We start from the raw sequence: 18,292 nt of genomic DNA, 5'->3' as shown, positions 1-18,292 counted from the left end.
AAGAAGGGATGAATATATTATTCCTTACGTTACTGAAAATTGATACCTTGCAAGCAAGGGGGATTTATCATGACCTGATGCGTGAATTTGTTGCACACCAGCATAATATTTATATTATAAGCCCAACTGAAAGAAGAGAAAAAAATGCCTCGAGCCTAAGCTCAGAACAGAATGCACACTTTCTGAATGTAAAAACTTTGAATATCCAGAAAACGAACAGTGTTGAAAAAGGCTTGGCTACGCTCAGCATTGAATATCTCTATCTTTACGCCTTAAAAAAATATTTCAAAAACGTAAAGTTTGATTTGGTCTTGTATTCTACGCCGCCCATTACGTTTTCAAAAGTAATTCAATATGTAAAGTTGCGAGATGGTGCAAAATCCTATCTACTGCTGAAAGACATTTTCCCTCAAAATGCGGTGGATATGAAACTGATGTCGAAGAATGGTTTAATCTATAAGGTTTTCCGAGCGAAAGAAAAAAAACTATATGAAGTTTCTGACTTTATTGGATGCATGTCAGAAGCTAATCGACAGTATGTATTGGCTCACAATCCCACTGTTAATCCACTAAAGGTCGAGGTTAATCCCAACTCTATCGCACCAATCCCATATGTAAGTTTAAGCGAGGAGGAAAAAACTTTAATTAAAGAAAAATACAAATTGCCCTTAAACAGAAAAATTTTTATTTATGGTGGCAACCTGGGAATTCCACAAGGGTTAGATTTTTTATTACAAACCATCGAAGCAACCAAAAATGACCCTCGAATCTATTTTCTCATCGTAGGCTCAGGAACAGAGTTTACGCGCATTCAAAATTGGTTTAAAGAAAACAAACCGCAGAATGCCCAATTGCTTTTCGGGGTGCCCAAGATCGAATATGATCGTCTTGTAAAATCTTGCGATATAGGAATGATCTTTCTTCACAAAGACTTTACCATCCCCAATTTCCCCTCGCGATTGTTGTCTTATTTAGAAGCGAAATTGCCTGTTTTAGTTGCAGCAGATGGAAATACTGATGTTGGAACAGAAGTAGAAAAAAACCAGTGCGGGAAGTATGTTCTTGCGGAAGATGCCGCGCAGATGAAAAAAGCACTTGACTATTTCTGTGATTTAACTGCAGGAGAATTTCTAACATTGGGTGAAAATTGTAGCACCTATTTAGAAGAAAATTTTTTGGTTTCACAGTCGTATGAGAAAATCATCAATAAGCTAAAATAAGGCCTAGTTTTTATAATCAAATCGAAACTAACTCATCAATATTTTGCAAAATAGAATCATAAAATTTCGATAAATTTGCAAATAAAATTCGTTTAAAGTAAACAATAATGTACAAAACCGCTCTCAAGACTTTTTTTGATTTTATCGCTTCTTTTTTAGGTTTATTGCTCTTAAGTCCCGTGTTTGTGATCGTTACCATCGGCCTTTTCTTTTCAAATCAGGGGAAACCTTTCTTTTTTCAAAATAGACCAGGGAAAAATGGAAAGATTTTCAAGATTATTAAGTTCAAAACAATGAATGACCGGAAAAATAGTAATGGTGATTTGTTGCCAGATTCCGAAAGGTTAACAGAAATTGGTGCTTTCGTACGGAAAACCTCTTTAGATGAAATTCCGCAGCTCATTAATGTTTTGAAAGGGGAAATGTCATTAATTGGGCCACGCCCGTTGCTTCCGGAATATCTGAAACTTTATAACGATGTGCAAAGAAGAAGAAATGAAGTAAAACCAGGAATCACAGGTTGGGCACAAGTGAATGGGAGAAACACCATCAGTTGGGAGCAAAAATTTGAGTACGATGTTTGGTATGTTGATCATCTGAGTTTTTTATTGGATGTGAAAATTCTGCTGATGACCGTGAAGAAAGTATTTGTATCAGAAGGTATAACACAAGAGGGACATGTGACCTCTGAAGAATTTAAAGGAAATATATAATGAAAAAAATTGCAATTATTGGTGCAGGTGGATTTGGGCGGGAAGTTAAGATGTTAATTGAACAAATTAATAAAGTCGACCCCCAATTTGAAATTGTAGGTTTCTATGATGATAAATTTTTTGATGCCGAAATAAATGGGCTGCCTTATTTAGGAAAAGTAGATGATATAAATCGTGTTAGAGAAAATCTTTCTATTGCAATCAGCATTGCTGATCCGCACACCAAAAAAAGTATCGTGCAACTTATAAAAAACAATCATATCGATTTTCCTAATTTAATACATCCCAACGTGTTTATTGGCACTGATGAAGTTGTTCTAGGAAAAGGAAACATTATTTGTGCAGGTGTCGTTATTACTGTAAATATAAAAATTGAAGATTTTGTGATTCTTAATCTTTCATGTACGGTCGGTCATGACACAACTGTTGGCAGCTATTCTTCATTCATGCCTGGTGTAAACATATCTGGGGAGGTCGTATTACAAGAGGGTGTTTATGTGGGAACTGGAGCTAAAATTATAAATTTATTAGAAATTGGTCAATACACGATTATAGGAGCTGGCGCTGTAGTTGCAAAATCACTTCCATCACATTGTACTGCGGTTGGTATTCCAGCTAAACCAATTAAATTTCACAATTAAATTATCAAAATGAATTCTAAAATATGGCTTTCTTCACCACATATGGGTGGAACAGAATTGAATTATATACATGAAGCATTTGAACAAAATTGGGTAGCTCCTTTAGGTCCAAATGTTAATAATTTCGAAGACGATTTAAAAAAATACTTAAATCATGATGTTGAAGTTGCTGCCTTAAGTGCCGGAACTGCTGCATTGCATTTGGCTTTAATAATCTTAGGGGTAAAACGTGATGATGAGGTTATATGTCAAACCTTTACGTTCTCTGCTTCAGCAAATCCCATTGCGTATCAAGGGGCAACGCCTGTTTTTATCGATAGCGAAAAAGAAACCTGGAACATGTGTCCCATTGCACTCGAAGAAGCAATAGTAGATCGAATCGCCAAAGGGAAAAAACCAAAAGCCATCATCGTTGTACACCTTTACGGAATGCCAGCTAAGATGAAAGAGATTCTTGAAATTTCAAATAAATACCAAATACCATTAATTGAAGATGCTGCGGAAGCTTTGGGTTCAACCTATAGCGGTCAAAACTGTGGTACCTTCGGTGAAATGTCGATATTGAGCTTTAACGGAAACAAAATCATTACCACTTCCGGAGGTGGCGCGCTCGTGTGTAAAACGAAAGAAGGAAAAGAAAAAGCTGTTTTTCTTTCTACCCAAGCCAGAGACGATGCTCCTCATTATCAGCATTCCGAAATTGGCTATAACTATCGCATGAGTAATATTTCAGCCGGTATTGGTAGAGGGCAAATGGAAGTTTTAGATCAAAGAGTTGCAGCAAGAAGAAAAAATAATCAATTTTACCAAGATCTTTTTAAAGATTTTGAGGGGATTGCCGTTTTTGTGGAACCCAATCAAGATTACAAATCCAACCACTGGTTATCTGCAATTACTATAGACCCACAGAAAGCTGCCTTTTCCTGCGAAGAGTTAAGATTGAAATTTTTGGACCAAAATATAGAATCACGACCTTTGTGGAAGCCTATGCACCTGCAACCTATTTTTGCAAACACCCCTTACTATGGCACTAAGGTCGCAGAAGAATTATTTAATAATGGTTTATGTTTACCCTCTGGCTCAAGTCTCACCGATGCCGATCGAATCAGAATTAAAGACGTTATCGTAAAATTAAAGCAATAAAAGTGACCATTAAAAAAACACCCCTTACAGACTGTTACATCATCGAACCCACCATTTTTGAAGATGAACGTGGCTATTTCTACGAAAAATTCAACGAAAAAAAATTTGAAGAACTCACCGGAATGAACGGTCATTTCGTGCAAGATAATATTTCAAAATCTTCTTATGGCGTTCTTCGCGGACTGCATTTGCAAAAGGGAGAACATGCCCAAGCAAAATTGGTTTCTTGTTTAGAAGGAAAAGTTTGGGATGTTGCGGTGGACTTAAGAAAAGATTCTCCGACCTTTGGGAAATGGTTTGGGGTGGAGCTTTCTGCCGATAATAAATTACAATTCTACGTGCCAAGAGGATTTGGACATGGATTTTCTGTCTTGTCGGAAACAGCAATTTTTGCTTATAAATGCGATAATTTTTATAATAGAGAATCGGAAGGAGGTGTTTTGTGGAACGACCAAGATTTACAAATCGACTGGAAATTGCCGTTGCAAGAGGTGCTTCTTTCGGATAAAGATAAAATTCAACCTACCTTTGTAGAGAAAAATTTTTAGAAAATTTCTTTTCTATATTAATTTTTAAATACGCAATAATTTAAATACGCAATAACTCAAAATATGAACTCAATATTAATCACGGGTGGAGCCGGATTTATCGGTTCGCACGTCGTACGCGAATTTGTAAAAAATCATCCGGATGCTAAAATCATCAACCTCGATGCTTTAACCTACGCTGGAAATCTAGCGAACTTAAAAGATATAGAAAACGAACCCAACTATGTTTTCGAAAAAGCCGATATTACCAATGTTGGGGAATTAAGAAAAGTTTTTGAAAAACACCATCCAGATGCAATCGTTCACTTGGCGGCAGAAAGTCATGTTGACCGAAGCATCACCGATCCAAATGCCTTCATTAATACCAACGTCAACGGAACTGCAAACCTGCTCAATTTGGCCAGAGAATTCTGGACTTTAAACCCAGATCATCAACATGGAAATTTCCCTGAGGAAACCAGAAAAAATCTTTTCTATCATGTTTCTACCGATGAGGTTTATGGCAGTTTAGGCGACACTGGGTTCTTTTTAGAAACCACAGCTTACGATCCAAAATCTCCGTATTCAGCGAGTAAAGCGGCTTCTGACCATTTGGTTCGCGCTTATGGAAATACGTACGGAATGCCGTTTATTATTTCAAATTGTTCTAATAATTATGGCCCCAATCATTTCCCAGAAAAGTTGATTCCGCTTTGTATTTCTAATATTTTGACCGGAAAACCACTCCCAATTTATGGCAACGGAAAATATACAAGAGATTGGTTGTACGTCATCGATCATGCGAAAGCAATTCATCAAATATTCTTTGAAGCTAAAACCGGTGAAACCTATAATATTGGCGGGTTTAACGAATGGAAAAATATCGATTTGGTAAAAGAACTCATTAAGCAAATGGATGAAAAACTAGGAAATCCTGCTGGTCATTCAGAAAAATTAATTACTTACGTTAAAGACAGGCCAGGTCATGATTTACGGTACGCCATTGATGCCACAAAATTAAGCGATGATCTAGGATGGAAACCAAGTGTAACTTTTGAGGAAGGTTTGGGAAAAACGATTGATTGGTTTCTCACAAATCAAGATTGGTTGGAGAATGTTAATTCAGGAGACTATCAGAAATATTATGCTTCGCAATATACAAATGATACGAATTAGACGAATTTCATGAATGGTGCTGTAATGGAAGAAAAAATTCTATTTAAAGAAGAAAGTTATCAGATTATTGGAATTTGTAAGAACATTCATTCTACATTAGGCGGTGGTTTTTTGGAAGCGGTTTACAGCGAAGTTTTGGAGAAAGAATTTAAGAAAAATACTATCGCGTTTGAAAAAGAAAAGAAGTTGGAAATTTTTTCCAGACAGTTGCAAAATTATCTAAAAGCAATCAATAAAAAATTAGGAATTCTGATCAATTTTGGCGAGAAATCTTTAAAATATAAAAGAATAATAAATCTATAACACAGCGAAATTCGAGTAATTCGAAAAATTCGCGAAATTCGCATTTAAAAATGAAGGGAATAATTTTAGCCGGCGGTTCCGGAACAAGACTTTATCCACTGACCATCGCAGTGAGCAAACAGTTAATGCCTGTTTACGACAAACCCATGATTTATTATCCGCTTTCGACTTTATTGTTAGCCGGAATTAAAGATATTTTAATTATTACAACACCACATGACCAGGAAGGCTTCATCAAGCTCTTAGGCGATGGGTCTGCGATTGGCTGTACGATTCAGTATAAAATTCAGCCTTCTCCAGATGGTTTGGCGCAGGCATTTATTTTGGGCGAAGAATTCATTGGAGACGACTCTGTGGCTTTGGTATTGGGCGATAATATTTTTTACGGAGCAGGTTTGCCGGAATTACTATCCAGCAAAACCAAGGTTAAAGGAGGTTGCGTTTTCGCGTATCAGGTTTCTGATCCCCAAAGATATGGCGTGGTCGAATTTGATGATAACTTCAAAGCAGTTTCGATTGAGGAAAAACCAGAAGAACCAAAATCTAATTTTGCCGTGCCTGGCTTGTATTTCTATGACAATTCGGTGGTCGAGTATGCAAAGAATTTAAAACCCTCCGTTCGTGGAGAACTCGAAATCACCGATATTAACCGAATTTATCTTGAAAAAGGCCAGCTGGAAGTCGGCGTAATGTCGCGCGGTACAGCGTGGTTAGATACTGGGACTTTCGATTCTTTGCATGAAGCCTCAGAATTTGTAAAGGTTTTAGAAAAAAGACAAGGATTCAAAATCTCTTGTATCGAAGAAATTGCGTATAAAAAAGGGTTTATTGATAAAGAACAATTACTGCAATCTGCCGAAAAATATGGCAAAAGTGGATATGGAGATTATTTGAAAAACTTGGTTTAAACACCTGTTTTTTTAGAGAAATAGAAAAGAGAATCCGAGTGGATTCTCTTTTTGTTTATCCGTAAATAGGAAAAGCGTTTTGATTTTTTCGCTGCTAAAATAGGTTTTCTATGCAATTTAATGATGATGTTTTTTCAATAAATCACGAGAAACCTGCCATGTTCCGCACTTTTTTTATACATTTACTTCATGGCTGAATTATTTATTATCGGAATTTGCGTCGTACTTTTAATATCCTATCTTTTTGATGTCACGACAAAATTTACTAAGGTTCCCTCAGTTATTTTTTTATTGGCCACGGGTTGGTTCTTGAATCAAATTGGTGGATTATTTAATATTATCGTGCCGAACCTCAATGTGATTCTACCTATTTTAGGAACGGTCGGGCTTATTTTAATCGTGCTGGAAGGCTCGCTTGAATTAGAATTAAACAGATCAAAAAAGGAGTTGGTCAAAAAATCCATGCTCATTGCCTTATTTCCGTTGGTTATTATCGCAATCGGTTTTTCGATTTTTTTAAATGTAGAGTGGGGGATTTCTTTCAAACAGAGTTTAATTAATATTATTCCGTTTTGCATCATCAGCAGTTCTATTGCAATTCCCAGTGCCATTAACTTAACCAAAGAAAAGCGACAATTTATCACCTATGAAAGCAGTTTATCTGATATTATAGGAGTAATTTTCTTTAATTTCGCCACTTTTGGTACTGCAATTACCTTAACCGGAGCTTTCCATTTTGCAGGTCAGTTTTTTCTAATGCTCTTAATTTCGGTGGTGGCCTCGCTTGTTTTAGCCTTTCTACTTGCAAAAATTGATCATCACATTAAATATGGGCCCATAATTATTCTTAATATTTTAATTTATCAAATTTCGAAAATCTACCATCTTCCAGCCCTTATTTTTATCTTGTTTTTCGGTTTGGTCTTGGGTAATATTGATGAATTAAAAAATGTGAAATTGCTGCGAAATTTTCGATTTACAAAATTTAACAAAGAAGTCAAGCATTTTAAAGATGTGGTTATAGAAGCCACTTTTATCGTGCGCACCTTATTTTTTATCGTTTTTGGTTTTGTTTTAAAGACCGAAGATATCATTAACAAAGATTCCCTGGTGTGGTCGGTTTCCATCGTTACCTCCATTTATGTATTGCGCGCTATCTTTCTTAAATTAGGGAAAATGGATCTGCAACCTTTATTCTATATCGCACCGCGCGGGTTAATTACCATTTTACTTTTTTTAAGTATTACGCCAGAACAAAGATTTTCATTATTGAATGAATCGGTGGTCATTCAGGTTATTTTGCTCACCACTTTTGTAATGATGATCGGACTGCTTTTTGAAAAAAAATCCCAAAAGGAATTGGTTCAACCTGAAAGCTTACCGAAAGACTAACAACAGGAAGAATAAATTTTTACGATAATATGCTTACCTTTGCGCCCAATAAATTTTATAATGCGCACAAAATCAGTCGGGAAAAAGAAAATCAATATCGTAACACTTGGATGCTCTAAAAACGTCTACGATTCGGAGGTGTTGATGGGGCAGTTGCAAGCCAACGGAAAAGAAGTCGTACATGAAGATAAAGGCGATATCGTTGTTATTAATACGTGCGGTTTTATCGATAATGCAAAAGAAGAAAGCATCAATACCATTCTTGAATTTGTAGAAGCGAAAAATCGTGGTGAAGTAGAGCAGGTATTCGTAACAGGATGTTTGTCAGAAAGATATAAGCCAGATTTACTTAGAGAAATCCCAGATGTTGATCAGTATTTCGGAACGCGAGATTTACCGCTTTTACTAAAACATCTTGGTGCTGATTATAAGCATGAATTGGTGGGCGAAAGAATGGTAACCACGCCAAGACATTACGCCTATTTGAAAATTTCTGAGGGATGTGACCGGCCGTGTTCTTTCTGCGCAATTCCCTTAATGAGAGGTAAAAATATTTCAACTCCTATGGAAAATTTGGTGATTGAAGCCGAAAAATTAGCCAAAAAAGGAGTGAAGGAATTAATTTTGATCGCCCAAGATCTAACGTATTATGGTCTAGACCTCTATAAAAAAAGAGCTTTGGGTGATTTGCTTTTACGCTTGGTTAAAGTGGAAGGCATTGAGTGGATTCGCTTGCATTACGCCTTCCCAACTGGTTTTCCGGAAGATGTTTTAGAAATTATTAAAAACGAACCTAAGGTTTGTAATTATATTGATATTCCATTACAACACATCAACTCCGATTTGTTGAAAGCCATGAAGCGAGGAACTTCTCATGAAAAAACCAATGCCCTTTTAGCGAAGTTCAGACAAATGGTTCCAAACATGGCCATTAGAACAACCCTAATTGTTGGCTTTCCGGGCGAGACAGATGAGAAATTTCAGGAAATGAAAGATTGGGTGCGCGAACAAAGATTCGATCGCTTAGGCTGTTTTACCTATTCACACGAAGAAAATACGACCGCTTATGTTTTAGAAGATGATGTGCCACAAGAAGTAAAAGAAGCACGAGTAGAAGAAATCATGGAACTGCAGTCGCAAATCTCTTGGGAAAAAAACCAAGAGCGCATCGGAAAAACCTACCGTTGTATTTTCGATCGCAAAGAAGGTAATTATTTCATCGGCAGAACAGAGTTCGATTCACCAGATGTAGACAATACCGTTTTAGTTCCGGCCGAAAATATCTATTTGTCAATCGGAGAATTTGCCGAAATTAAAATTACTGCTGCAGAAGAGTTCGATTTGTATGGTGAATTAGTTTAGGATTTTGCAATTATAATGCGATTTATTGTCAAATATGTAATGAAATTAAAGAGAAAAATACTTCTGGAAATTCCGGGAGTATTTTTTATCTAGGCAGTTGATAATCAGCGATATAAGATACTAAATCTTTCGGTGCTATGCAATGGTTAGTTAATAACGTTAACATTTGCCTATTGTTTTTAACACAAATTAACAACCTTTGCGAGATACTGCTATTAGAGAGAATGCGGGGGTTGTTAACAAAAATTTAACAATTCATTAGGAGACTTTAACCTATAGAGTGTTGTATAAATCAATTTCGGGATAAATTTGCAGAGTCAAAACCCATAAAAATAAATTCAAAATGATGAAAAGAGGAACACTCCTAATCATAATGATGATTTCAACACTCGGAACATATTCATTCAAGAATAATACCGAAGATGCTAAAAAAACAAGTTTTGCATCGTACTACCACGATAAGTTCAACGGTAGAAAAACAGCAAGCGGTGATATTTTCAGCAATTCGAAAATGACCGCAGCAAACAGAACGCTTCCTTTCGGGACGATGGTTAAAGTAACCAACCTGAGATCAGGGAAAAGTGTCGTAGTAGAAATAAATGACCGCGGTCCTTTTCATTCTGCCAGAGCACTCGACCTTTCAAAAGCAGCGTTTCAGGCCATAGGAAATACCGCAAGAGGTACCATGCCTGTAGAATACGAAATTATCGACAACGGGTAATAAATCCGTTTAAAACAACCAAAGCTGATTCACTAGAGTCAGCTTTTTTATTTGGGCGACTATTTCCTCGCTCCATTCCCGCTTTTTTGGGTCTCCCGAAATGTCGGGAGACCCAAAAAGAGCTCCATTCGGCTCGGGTCGCAACAATAGCAACCGATCTATGCCCGGTTTGAAACCTAAAAGATGACTGTATCACAGCTGCCGAATTGTTTCGTTACGTCGTAAATTAAAAACCAAAGCCAGAAGTAACAGGTACAACTAACTTATTTTTAACTACCGATTATTAGGATGGGTTTCCCCTCGCAAATGCATTCCATGACTAAAAAAAAGTAAAGTCCGCGCTATTGGGATATTTTTTTATTGAAAAAAAATAAAATGAATCAAACAGAAAGAAAATCCCATTGGGAAAACATCTACCAAACCAAAGATCTGAAAGACGTAAGTTGGTATCAACCTACTCCTAAAACTTCTCTCGAGTTTTTAAAAGAATTTAATATTCCCACGTCCGCAAAAATTATAGACGTTGGTGGTGGAGATAGTTTTTTGGTGGATCATCTTTTAGATTTGGGTTATAACAATATTTCCGTCGTGGATATTTCTGCTTCCGCTTTGGAAAGAGCACAACTTCGATTAGGCGAAAAAGCCCAAAAAGTAAAATGGATTGTTGCCGATATTTCCACCTTTCAACCAGCTGAAAAATACGATTTTTGGCATGATAGAGCGGCTTTTCATTTCTTAACGAAAGAAGAAGAAATAAGCGATTATATTGAAACCGTTCAAAATAATATTAAAGAAAATGGCATTTTAATCATCGGAACTTTTTCTGAAAATGGACCTAAAAAATGCAGCGGATTAACGATCAAACAATATTCTAAATCATCATTAACAAATCGATTTGCACAATATTTTGAAAAAATAAATTGTAAGTACGTCGATCATCCAACACCTTTTGATACGATACAAAATTTTGTTTTCTGCAGTTTTCGAAGATTGTGAAATGGGTGGTTTTTTAAATTTTATAATTTTTATTACCTTAATTTTTTACTGGTGAAATAACTTTCTAAACATCCAGAATTTTCACTTTGGCCTAAGTCCTTATCCTAATCGTTGAACCCTATCACTTATCAATATGGATCAACAAGTTAGTAAAGTTCTACCATAACCGGACAATGATCCGAATGTACGGCCTCACTCAAGATGGCCGCACGAGCTAGTTTCTGCTTCAGCGAATGCGAAACAAAATTATAATCCAAGCGCCAACCTTTGTTTCGGGCTCGGGAATTTTGCCGGTAACTCCACCAGGAATAATTATCTGGTTGATCATTGAAAAATCTAAAACTGTCGATCAATTCACATTCTTCGATAAATTGCGTCATCCATTCTCTTTCTATTGGTAGAAAGCCTGAAGTGTTTTTTAAGCCTTCTGGATTATGAATGTCGATCGCTTTGTGGCAAATATTAAAATCACCGCAGATAATAAGGTTAGGAATTGTTTTTTTTAACCCTTTAATATAAGCTAGGAAATCGTAACAAAATTTCATCTTAAAATCCAATCGCTCAATATTCGAAGCCGACGGAACATAAACTGAAATCACTGAAAAATCTTCAAAGTCAGCACGGATAATTCTGCCTTCAGAATCATAATGTTCCACACCACAACCGTATTCAATATGTTTGGGTTCAACTTTAGATGCAATTCCCACTCCTGAATAACCTTTTTTCTGCGCAGAGTGCCAATAACTGAAATAGCCATTTTTCTCCAAACTTTCAATATCGATTTGGTCATTGCCTGCTTTGCTTTCTTGAATACAGATTACATCGGGATCCGCAACTTTTAGCCAGCCTAAAAAATCTTTGGTAAAAGCTGCACGTATTCCATTTACATTATAAGAGATGATTTTCATTAAAATATATTTTTTCAAAAATACAAATTATAAAGAGGTTTGATGTGCATTACCTTCAGGCTTTGGAATTTTTTTTTAACATTTTATTGCAGTTCGTTTGTTCCTTAATTTTCACCCTATGAAGAACAATTGAGTGGAATCTCGAAAAAATGTTGATCAGCAAAATCGAATCATTTAATTTTTTATTCAACGTTGACTTCGTGCGCAATAGTCTGTATTTATGGCTGTTTTTTTATTAAGTAGTAAAATAATCTTTAGCAGAAATCTATTTGTTTTTAAAATATTTTTGCGACTTTTTTAAATATAACAACCCTTTAAAGATTTATTTTTATAAATTGGTGCTCTTTATAAAAACCGTGAAAAAACTCTTCCGAATCGCCACCGTACCCGAATCTCTTGATATTTTATTGCGAGGGCAGTTGCGCTATTTGAATCAGTTTTACAAGGTAACAGCCATTTCAAGTCCGGGCGCAGAGTTAGACCAGTTGGTACAAAGAGAAGGTGTAAAGTCCTATGAAATTGATATGCAGCGCGCCATTTCACCACTCCGCGATTTGGTTTCGCTCTGGAATTTGTACCGATATTTTCAAAAAGAAAAACCAGATATCGTTCATTCTATTACACCCAAAGCCGGTCTGCTTGCCATGATGGCAGCTCGCTTGGCAGGGGTTCCGGTACGAATGCATACCTTTACGGGACTGATATTTCCTTATAAAACTGGCATCTTGAAATATATACTCATTCTGATGGATAGGCTTTTGTGTGCTTGTGCTACCCATATTTATCCCGAAGGGAAAGGGGTGAAAGAAGATTTGGAGCGGTACAATATTACCTCTAAAAATTTAAAAATTATTGCAAATGGTAATGTCAATGGGATTGATCTGCACCATTTCGATCGTGCTGCGGTTTCCGTAGAAGACATCGATTTGCTCAGAGAAAGGTTAGCAATCAACTTGGACGATTTTGTCTTTATTTTTTTAGGACGAATTGTTAAAGACAAAGGAGTCAATGAACTGATTTCAGCTTTCAAATCAATTTCAGAATTATCGAACGTTCAAGAAATAACGATTACTTCGGAGCGCGCAAGTCAAAATGAAAAATTTGTGAGACAGCCGATGCTAACCGCGATCACCTCATCTGAAGAGGAAATGCTTACACTTTCAGAAAGTTATTTTCAACATTCCACCTCGGTTACGGGGCTTAATCTAAGAAACCGATTGGGTAAAATAATCTACCGGTATCAAACGACAAAATCAGGAATCAACCCAACTGGAGATGATGGCCTTCAAGGTGTTCAGCAGATTCACAAATTATATCCAAACGTAAAGTTATTAATGGTAGGCGCTTTGGACGAAGCGCTCAATCCAATCTTGGGACTTACCCGAGCAGAAATTGATAATAACCCGCATATTATCAGCACGGGTTTTGTAACAGACGTTCGTCCTTATTTGGCTTTAGGAGATTGCCTTGTTTTGCCAAGTTACCGAGAAGGTTTTCCGAATGCTGTTTTACAGGCAGGAGCCATGGGTTTGCCAAGTATAGTTTCCGATATCAATGGGTGTAATGAGATCATTACGAACGGGATTAATGGCCTCATAATCCCAGCAAAATCCGAAGAAGCATTAAAAAATGCGATGTTACAATTGCTTAATGACTGCGACTTTACCAAAAACCTACAACAATCCAGTCGCCAAAGAATCAAAGAATTGTATTCGCATCAGCACCTGTGGGACGAGTTGCTGTTAGAATATACCGCCGTTCTTAATAAATCCTCTGCAGTAAGCCGAGCAAACCCCACTTCCAATAATTGAGTTTTTTAAAGTGAATGCGTAGCGTGCAAGTCTAAAGTGACCCCTTTGAATAATGGTCAATTGGTATTTTCCCAATTCCCAACCCCGCACGCCGCACAAAAAAATCCGGAAAAGTTAAACTCTCCCGGATCTTCATGAAACATGATCTAACCTATTTTTTAATTACTTTGACACTGCTGCTCTCGGTGTCTGAATTTATTTTCACAATATAAGTCCCTTTCGCAAATGCGCTTAAGTCGATGATCGAACTCTTGCCATTTTGATCCAGTTTAAAACTTTTAATTAATTGACCAGTAGTAGAGTAGACCTGTGCACTGTTCAGTTTCATTTGCTTGTGGTGCTGAATGGTCAGCAATCCCGAGGTTGGATTGGGGAAAACCTGCAAACCGCTTTTTAGGGAGTTTTGATCCACGGCTAGCAAAGGACTGTCGCAATTATACACATAAATTTCGTCTACATACCAACCGTCATTACCATTGCAACCATCGGTTCCCATTTCAAATCTGAATTTAATTTTGGCACCCGATACCACTCCGACTTTTGAAAGGTCGATAACGCTTTGACCCCAACTACCATCCAATGAGCCACCATCGGTTCCCGAAAAGACAGCTTGTCCTTTCATCGGATTGTCATTGTTTGAGGTATTGTCTAAATTTCGGTTATAACCATTTTGACTGAAGGCAGATTTTGGAACTAAAGTCCACGCGCCATCGTTCAGGCTGTACTTGATATTGCCACCATCCCAACTTGCTTCTGTGGACACATAATGATTAAAGGCCATTTCGTATTTTCCCGCCGTAAAAGCTGGGAAAGTAATTACGGGACTTTCCAACCGCAGGATTCCGTTTTGCATGCTGGTCGTACAGTTGCCATTGACGGGATCTGCTCCGAAAATTGCGCTTCCGGTTCTCCCTTTAGGCAAATTACCTTTGACCACCCAGTTCCTATTCTCCCAGGAAGAAGGATTAGTCGGGATATTATTAACCGTCCAGCCTCCTAAACCATTTTCCCAGTTTTCTGTAAAAATCGCACCGGTGACCGCCGTGGCACATAAGTCTGGTGTTGCTTTTAACAAAGGTATATAATTACATTGGGTATTGGGTGAAGATCGTAATTGTACCGCTAAGATGGCATTTTGAAGATTTTGAAGATCGCCCACTTGCCATGACTGTCCGCTAAGACCTGCCGGAGTATTGTCGGTAGATAATCCCTCTAAGTTGATGCCGATGAGGTCATTAGCGGACGCTTCTAGAGCATCTGCGAAAATTGCAAAATTGCTGGTAGGAGTCAGATAGTTTTTCTGGGCTCTCCACCACAAATGAGCGGCCTTCACGAAACCGATGCCCGAAATGGTATAGCCATTATACGTGCCGCCATCTACCAATAAAGCATATAGATGATTAGTGACTCCTGAATTGCGGTGCACACCGCCGGAATCTCCGGTGCCACAATAGTAATAGCTTGCGTCGAGCACACTACCTGGATTGTTATTACAGTTCGGATTCCACATATCACGAATTGGACTTCCAAAAGCGGTCGCTTTCTCGCCCATTTTCCACCGTTGGGTATTGGCGCAGGAGGTGGTTGTACGAACAGCTAAGTTTTCGCCTGCATCATCGTAACCGTTCAGCATGTCGATGGTTTCGCCCCAAACATCAGAATAAGATTCATTGAGTGCGCCGGATTGGTATTGGTAAATTAAACCGCTGGTGTATTCCGTGTAAGCGTGTCCCCATTCGTGTGCGACCACATCGTCCGAGGCCGTACCGGTACAATAATTTGCCGTCACCCCATTCCAGTTGGCATTCGGGCAAGAGATGTTGGGATCATTATTCACTGTAATCATGGAAGCATCAGCATTATTGAACGAGATATAGCTGAAAGCATTTTTGAAGAAATTATAAACATGTTCAGAAGTGATGACTTCACTCTGTTGCCATTGATCTAAAGTTCCCGGAAAAGCGTCGCCTTCCTTCCATTTTAAATTGGCTGCACTGGTGCTTTTTTCATATAATTTACGGTCGATCGGATGAATGCCGGTAAACTGCTCCACCAAGTCGCCCGTGTGGGCATCAATAAATATAAATTCCCGAACATCATTTTTATTGGTAATTTCAACTTCATAGGCTAAATACGGAACGACCTGACCGCCTTGGACCAGATTTTTTGGAAAAATTAATAAATTATTCTTTCCGATTTGTAAGGGGGAGCCCGAAATATTGAGTGCTTGTTGGGTCACTAATTTTTTGGCAATTGCTGCTGCTTCAACTGAAGAGATGCTTGCCTTGGTACTGACTTTAATTTTAGAAATGGTATTTCCGTTGAGGGAAGACAGATGTCCTTTTGAATTAAAATGGAACTTCAACAGGCCATCGTAAACAGGAATCCCCTGAAAGTATTGTCGGTAAACAACATTGTGAAGACCGTAATTGTCTTTAAATTCTTCCACTAAAACCATATCCTGGGCGGAAGTCAGATTAAAAGCTTTAAAGTTGCTAGCGAGAAAGTCAGCTACTTTAGCGCTCGATGATGTTCCTCTCAATTGAAGGGTCGAAGCATTTCCAAATCTTATAAAATTCGGGTTCGCCGTACTTTTGCTCAGGGTAACACTGGCATTGGTTTGTTGTTTTAACTTTATCAATTCTTTGGATTCCTGGGCGAAAGCCTCAACAAAAGACAAGGAAATAACAAGTAGTATTATTCTTTTCATAAGGTTATTTGATTGAACACAAATATAAGATAATGTGAACAAATACGCTTAATTTTTTTGAATAAAAAGGATAGAATAGGGAGTAAACTTATCAATTTTATAATGAAAATGCGGTTTATAAGAGAGAAAAGTAGCGTTAATTAATAAATAATAATTAAAAATTAATAATTAACAACGAGTGGTGTTCAGTTCAGAAAAATTTATTTGGAAATCTACTTGCAAATGAAACAATGAAAAATTAATCAATATGCACCGGTCATTGCGGAGTGGTGAATCGTGCGAGTACGGGTTAATATAAAATCACCCGTCATTGCGAAGCGGCTGCCTGTTTATCTTATAAGTAAAATCCTTTTTGCCGCTGAAGCCATCTCGAGGGAAACACGGTTCATCAATCGGTAACCGAAACTTTAAAAGGAATCCAAGACTTTTAACTTCTACGCTCTAGTCTATCGTCTCTTGTCTCCAAGGTCTAACCCCGACATTACTTAAACCCTTCCAGCACTTCTTCTGCCGTTACTTTACCAAAGTAATCGGTCAAGTTCAATGAAGAAAATAAGAAGGTTAGTTGGGAAAGTTCGTGTTTTTGTCCTATCAATTCCGCTTCCAACTCTTCAATAGGTTTTGCAGCGAAAAAGTCACCAAATATTTTCGCTTTTTCAATAATTCCCTGCACGACATCCAAATGAACTTCGATAAAACCGGCCGGAACTTTTATGGCTTTTTTAAAATTATAGTTGGGCGAAAAACCGAAATTCCAGGCCCAGGTTTCGTATTTCTCAGTCATCAGTTTATGAATGCCAGTGAGGTCTTCCTCGGTCAGCTCGTAGCGCTGAGCGTTGGGATTATTTTTTATAATCTCTTCCGTGAGTAGTTTTTTCAAATCGCTGGTCGTGGTTTCCTCTGGAAGATAGTGGATGAGGTTGGTGACGCGTGAACGGGTCGATTTAATGGCTTTATCAAGGAATTTCAACGGGTTTACTTTCAGGGCATCACCTAAAACTTCCATTTCTGAATCGAGTAGAATGGTGCCGTGCTGAATCATTTTTCCGTGTCGCGCAAGTTTAGCATTGCCAGAGAATTTTTTACCATCGACCAACAAATCGTTGCGTCCCTGCAAAACAGCGGGCACCCCTAAATTGTTCAGCACCGTGAGAACCGGCTGCGTAAAAAAAGAAAAATCCCCAAAATCATTCTGACCCAACAAGGTGTGAAAAGAGAAGTTAAGATTTCCCAGATCGTGATAAACCGTTCCTCCACCAGACATTCGGCGCACGACTTTGATGTCTTTTTCAGTGACGTAATCCAAATTGATTTCTGCCAACGTATTTTGAAATTTTCCTACGATAATAGAGGGAGCATTCACATACAGCAAGAAAATATCTTCCGTGGGAAAGCGGTGCAGTAAATATTCTTCGGAGGCAATATTGAAATACGCATTTTGAGAAGGAGAGTCGATGAGCAACATGATTTTTTATTTAGTACAAAATTAAGAGAATTTTTTAAAGGAAAGGGTTTTGAAATAGTGACTTTAGTACAGATAAAAATCGCATATCTGGAATTTTAACTATTAAATGGATTTCAAATTCTGTTGCTTTGAGAATCTAGATTTAAATTATATTCCACTCAATTATTCAAAGGGAAAAATGCTTTTTATCATGCGTTTTTTTATGATAATTTCTGCCGAAGAGCAAATTTTACGCCAATTTTTTAGTAAGTTTGCATGACTAGAAGATCTGTTTCAAAGACGGTAACACTTTCCCG

General features: G+C 37.6%; 16 protein-coding genes. 13 read left to right on the top strand and 3 right to left on the bottom strand.

Features of this window, described 5'->3' with window-relative positions; all coding sequences use genetic code 11:
• Nucleotides 1-8: 8 nt before the first annotated feature.
• The 12 genes from QWY78_RS06310 to QWY78_RS06255 all read left to right on the top strand — a co-directional run bounded on the left by QWY78_RS06310 (nt 9) and on the right by QWY78_RS06255 (nt 11,102).
• A complete protein-coding gene (locus QWY78_RS06310; protein ID WP_290217666.1) occupies nt 9-1,220 on the top strand; it encodes a glycosyltransferase family 4 protein in 1,212 nt (403 codons plus the stop codon).
• Between the two features lie 107 nt (nt 1,221-1,327).
• A complete protein-coding gene (locus tag QWY78_RS06305; RefSeq protein ID WP_290217664.1) occupies nt 1,328-1,933 on the top strand; it encodes a sugar transferase in 606 nt (201 codons plus the stop codon).
• Complete coding sequence (locus tag QWY78_RS06300; protein WP_290217662.1) at nt 1,933-2,574, top strand: acetyltransferase; 642 nt, start codon at nt 1,933-1,935, stop codon at nt 2,572-2,574. The genes QWY78_RS06305 and QWY78_RS06300 overlap by 1 nt, the downstream gene beginning before the upstream one ends.
• A 9-nt stretch (nt 2,575-2,583) precedes the next feature.
• Nucleotides 2,584-3,717 carry an aminotransferase class I/II-fold pyridoxal phosphate-dependent enzyme gene (locus tag QWY78_RS06295; protein WP_290217659.1) on the top strand — a complete coding sequence of 378 codons (1,134 nt, stop codon included), beginning with the start codon at nt 2,584-2,586 and terminating at the stop codon, nt 3,715-3,717.
• A gap of 2 nt (nt 3,718-3,719) precedes the next feature.
• Nucleotides 3,720-4,265: a dTDP-4-dehydrorhamnose 3,5-epimerase gene (gene rfbC / locus QWY78_RS06290; protein WP_290217657.1), complete on the top strand. Its 546-nt coding sequence runs from the start codon at nt 3,720-3,722 to the stop codon at nt 4,263-4,265.
• A 63-nt stretch (nt 4,266-4,328) separates the two neighbouring features.
• Nucleotides 4,329-5,420 (top strand): dTDP-glucose 4,6-dehydratase, encoded by a 1,092-nt coding sequence (rfbB, locus tag QWY78_RS06285; protein ID WP_290217655.1) that lies wholly within the window; start codon nt 4,329-4,331, stop codon nt 5,418-5,420.
• Nucleotides 5,421-5,444: 24 nt separating this feature from the next.
• Complete coding sequence (locus QWY78_RS06280) at nt 5,445-5,723, top strand: GxxExxY protein (RefSeq protein ID WP_290217653.1); 279 nt, start codon at nt 5,445-5,447, stop codon at nt 5,721-5,723.
• Between the two features lie 50 nt (nt 5,724-5,773).
• Complete coding sequence (rfbA, locus tag QWY78_RS06275) at nt 5,774-6,631, top strand: glucose-1-phosphate thymidylyltransferase RfbA (protein ID WP_290217651.1); 858 nt, start codon at nt 5,774-5,776, stop codon at nt 6,629-6,631.
• A 189-nt stretch (nt 6,632-6,820) separates the two neighbouring features.
• On the top strand, nt 6,821-8,023 hold the full coding sequence (locus QWY78_RS06270) for a cation:proton antiporter (protein ID WP_290217648.1): 1,203 nt from the start codon (nt 6,821-6,823) through the stop codon (nt 8,021-8,023).
• 60 nt (nt 8,024-8,083) lie between these two features.
• Nucleotides 8,084-9,385 (top strand): 30S ribosomal protein S12 methylthiotransferase RimO, encoded by a 1,302-nt coding sequence (rimO, locus tag QWY78_RS06265; protein ID WP_290217646.1) that lies wholly within the window; start codon nt 8,084-8,086, stop codon nt 9,383-9,385.
• 343 nt (nt 9,386-9,728) lie between these two features.
• Nucleotides 9,729-10,106 (top strand): septal ring lytic transglycosylase RlpA family protein, encoded by a 378-nt coding sequence (locus tag QWY78_RS06260; protein ID WP_290217644.1) that lies wholly within the window; start codon nt 9,729-9,731, stop codon nt 10,104-10,106.
• 375 nt (nt 10,107-10,481) lie between these two features.
• A complete protein-coding gene (locus QWY78_RS06255) occupies nt 10,482-11,102 on the top strand; it encodes a class I SAM-dependent methyltransferase (protein WP_290217642.1) in 621 nt (206 codons plus the stop codon).
• Nucleotides 11,103-11,248: 146 nt separating this feature from the next.
• Here QWY78_RS06255 and QWY78_RS06250 read toward each other — a convergent pair whose 3' ends face one another.
• Nucleotides 11,249-12,010 carry an exodeoxyribonuclease III gene (locus QWY78_RS06250; protein WP_290217640.1) on the bottom strand — a complete coding sequence of 254 codons (762 nt, stop codon included), beginning with the start codon at nt 12,008-12,010 and terminating at the stop codon, nt 11,249-11,251.
• Between the two features lie 356 nt (nt 12,011-12,366).
• Here QWY78_RS06250 and QWY78_RS06245 point away from each other — a divergent pair, with 356 nt between their 5' ends.
• Nucleotides 12,367-13,821 carry a glycosyltransferase family 4 protein gene (locus QWY78_RS06245; protein WP_290217638.1) on the top strand — a complete coding sequence of 485 codons (1,455 nt, stop codon included), beginning with the start codon at nt 12,367-12,369 and terminating at the stop codon, nt 13,819-13,821.
• Nucleotides 13,822-13,972: 151 nt separating this feature from the next.
• Here QWY78_RS06245 and QWY78_RS06240 read toward each other — a convergent pair whose 3' ends face one another.
• Both QWY78_RS06240 and lplA read right to left on the bottom strand, forming a co-directional pair.
• Nucleotides 13,973-16,531 carry a M4 family metallopeptidase gene (locus QWY78_RS06240; RefSeq protein WP_290217636.1) on the bottom strand — a complete coding sequence of 853 codons (2,559 nt, stop codon included), beginning with the start codon at nt 16,529-16,531 and terminating at the stop codon, nt 13,973-13,975.
• 481 nt (nt 16,532-17,012) lie between these two features.
• Nucleotides 17,013-17,996, bottom strand: a complete 984-nt coding sequence (lplA, locus tag QWY78_RS06235; protein ID WP_290217634.1) for a lipoate--protein ligase — start codon at nt 17,994-17,996, stop codon at nt 17,013-17,015.
• Nucleotides 17,997-18,292: the final 296 nt, after the last annotated feature.

This window comes from Kaistella yonginensis, from assembly GCF_030409525.1.
GTDB lineage: Bacteria > Bacteroidota > Bacteroidia > Flavobacteriales > Weeksellaceae > Kaistella > Kaistella yonginensis.
This window is presented reverse-complemented; position numbering and strand designations above follow the sequence as displayed.

What these genes read in the sequence shown, in the direction of transcription:
- QWY78_RS06310 (WP_290217666.1), top strand. Translation starts at nt 9, where the DNA reads ATGAATATATTATTCCTTACGTTACTGAAAATTGATACCTTGCAAGCA.
- QWY78_RS06305 (WP_290217664.1), top strand. Translation starts at nt 1,328, where the DNA reads ATGTACAAAACCGCTCTCAAGACTTTTTTTGATTTTATCGCTTCTTTT.
- QWY78_RS06300 (WP_290217662.1), top strand. Translation starts at nt 1,933, where the DNA reads ATGAAAAAAATTGCAATTATTGGTGCAGGTGGATTTGGGCGGGAAGTT.
- QWY78_RS06295 (WP_290217659.1), top strand. Translation starts at nt 2,584, where the DNA reads ATGAATTCTAAAATATGGCTTTCTTCACCACATATGGGTGGAACAGAA.
- rfbB (WP_290217655.1), top strand. Translation starts at nt 4,329, where the DNA reads ATGAACTCAATATTAATCACGGGTGGAGCCGGATTTATCGGTTCGCAC.
- QWY78_RS06280 (WP_290217653.1), top strand. Translation starts at nt 5,445, where the DNA reads ATGGAAGAAAAAATTCTATTTAAAGAAGAAAGTTATCAGATTATTGGA.
- rfbA (WP_290217651.1), top strand. Translation starts at nt 5,774, where the DNA reads ATGAAGGGAATAATTTTAGCCGGCGGTTCCGGAACAAGACTTTATCCA.
- QWY78_RS06270 (WP_290217648.1), top strand. Translation starts at nt 6,821, where the DNA reads ATGGCTGAATTATTTATTATCGGAATTTGCGTCGTACTTTTAATATCC.
- rimO (WP_290217646.1), top strand. Translation starts at nt 8,084, where the DNA reads ATGCGCACAAAATCAGTCGGGAAAAAGAAAATCAATATCGTAACACTT.
- QWY78_RS06260 (WP_290217644.1), top strand. Translation starts at nt 9,729, where the DNA reads ATGATGAAAAGAGGAACACTCCTAATCATAATGATGATTTCAACACTC.
- QWY78_RS06255 (WP_290217642.1), top strand. Translation starts at nt 10,482, where the DNA reads ATGAATCAAACAGAAAGAAAATCCCATTGGGAAAACATCTACCAAACC.
- QWY78_RS06250 (WP_290217640.1), bottom strand. Translation starts at nt 12,010, where the DNA reads ATGAAAATCATCTCTTATAATGTAAATGGAATACGTGCAGCTTTTACC.
- QWY78_RS06240 (WP_290217636.1), bottom strand. Translation starts at nt 16,531, where the DNA reads ATGAAAAGAATAATACTACTTGTTATTTCCTTGTCTTTTGTTGAGGCT.
- lplA (WP_290217634.1), bottom strand. Translation starts at nt 17,996, where the DNA reads ATGTTGCTCATCGACTCTCCTTCTCAAAATGCGTATTTCAATATTGCC.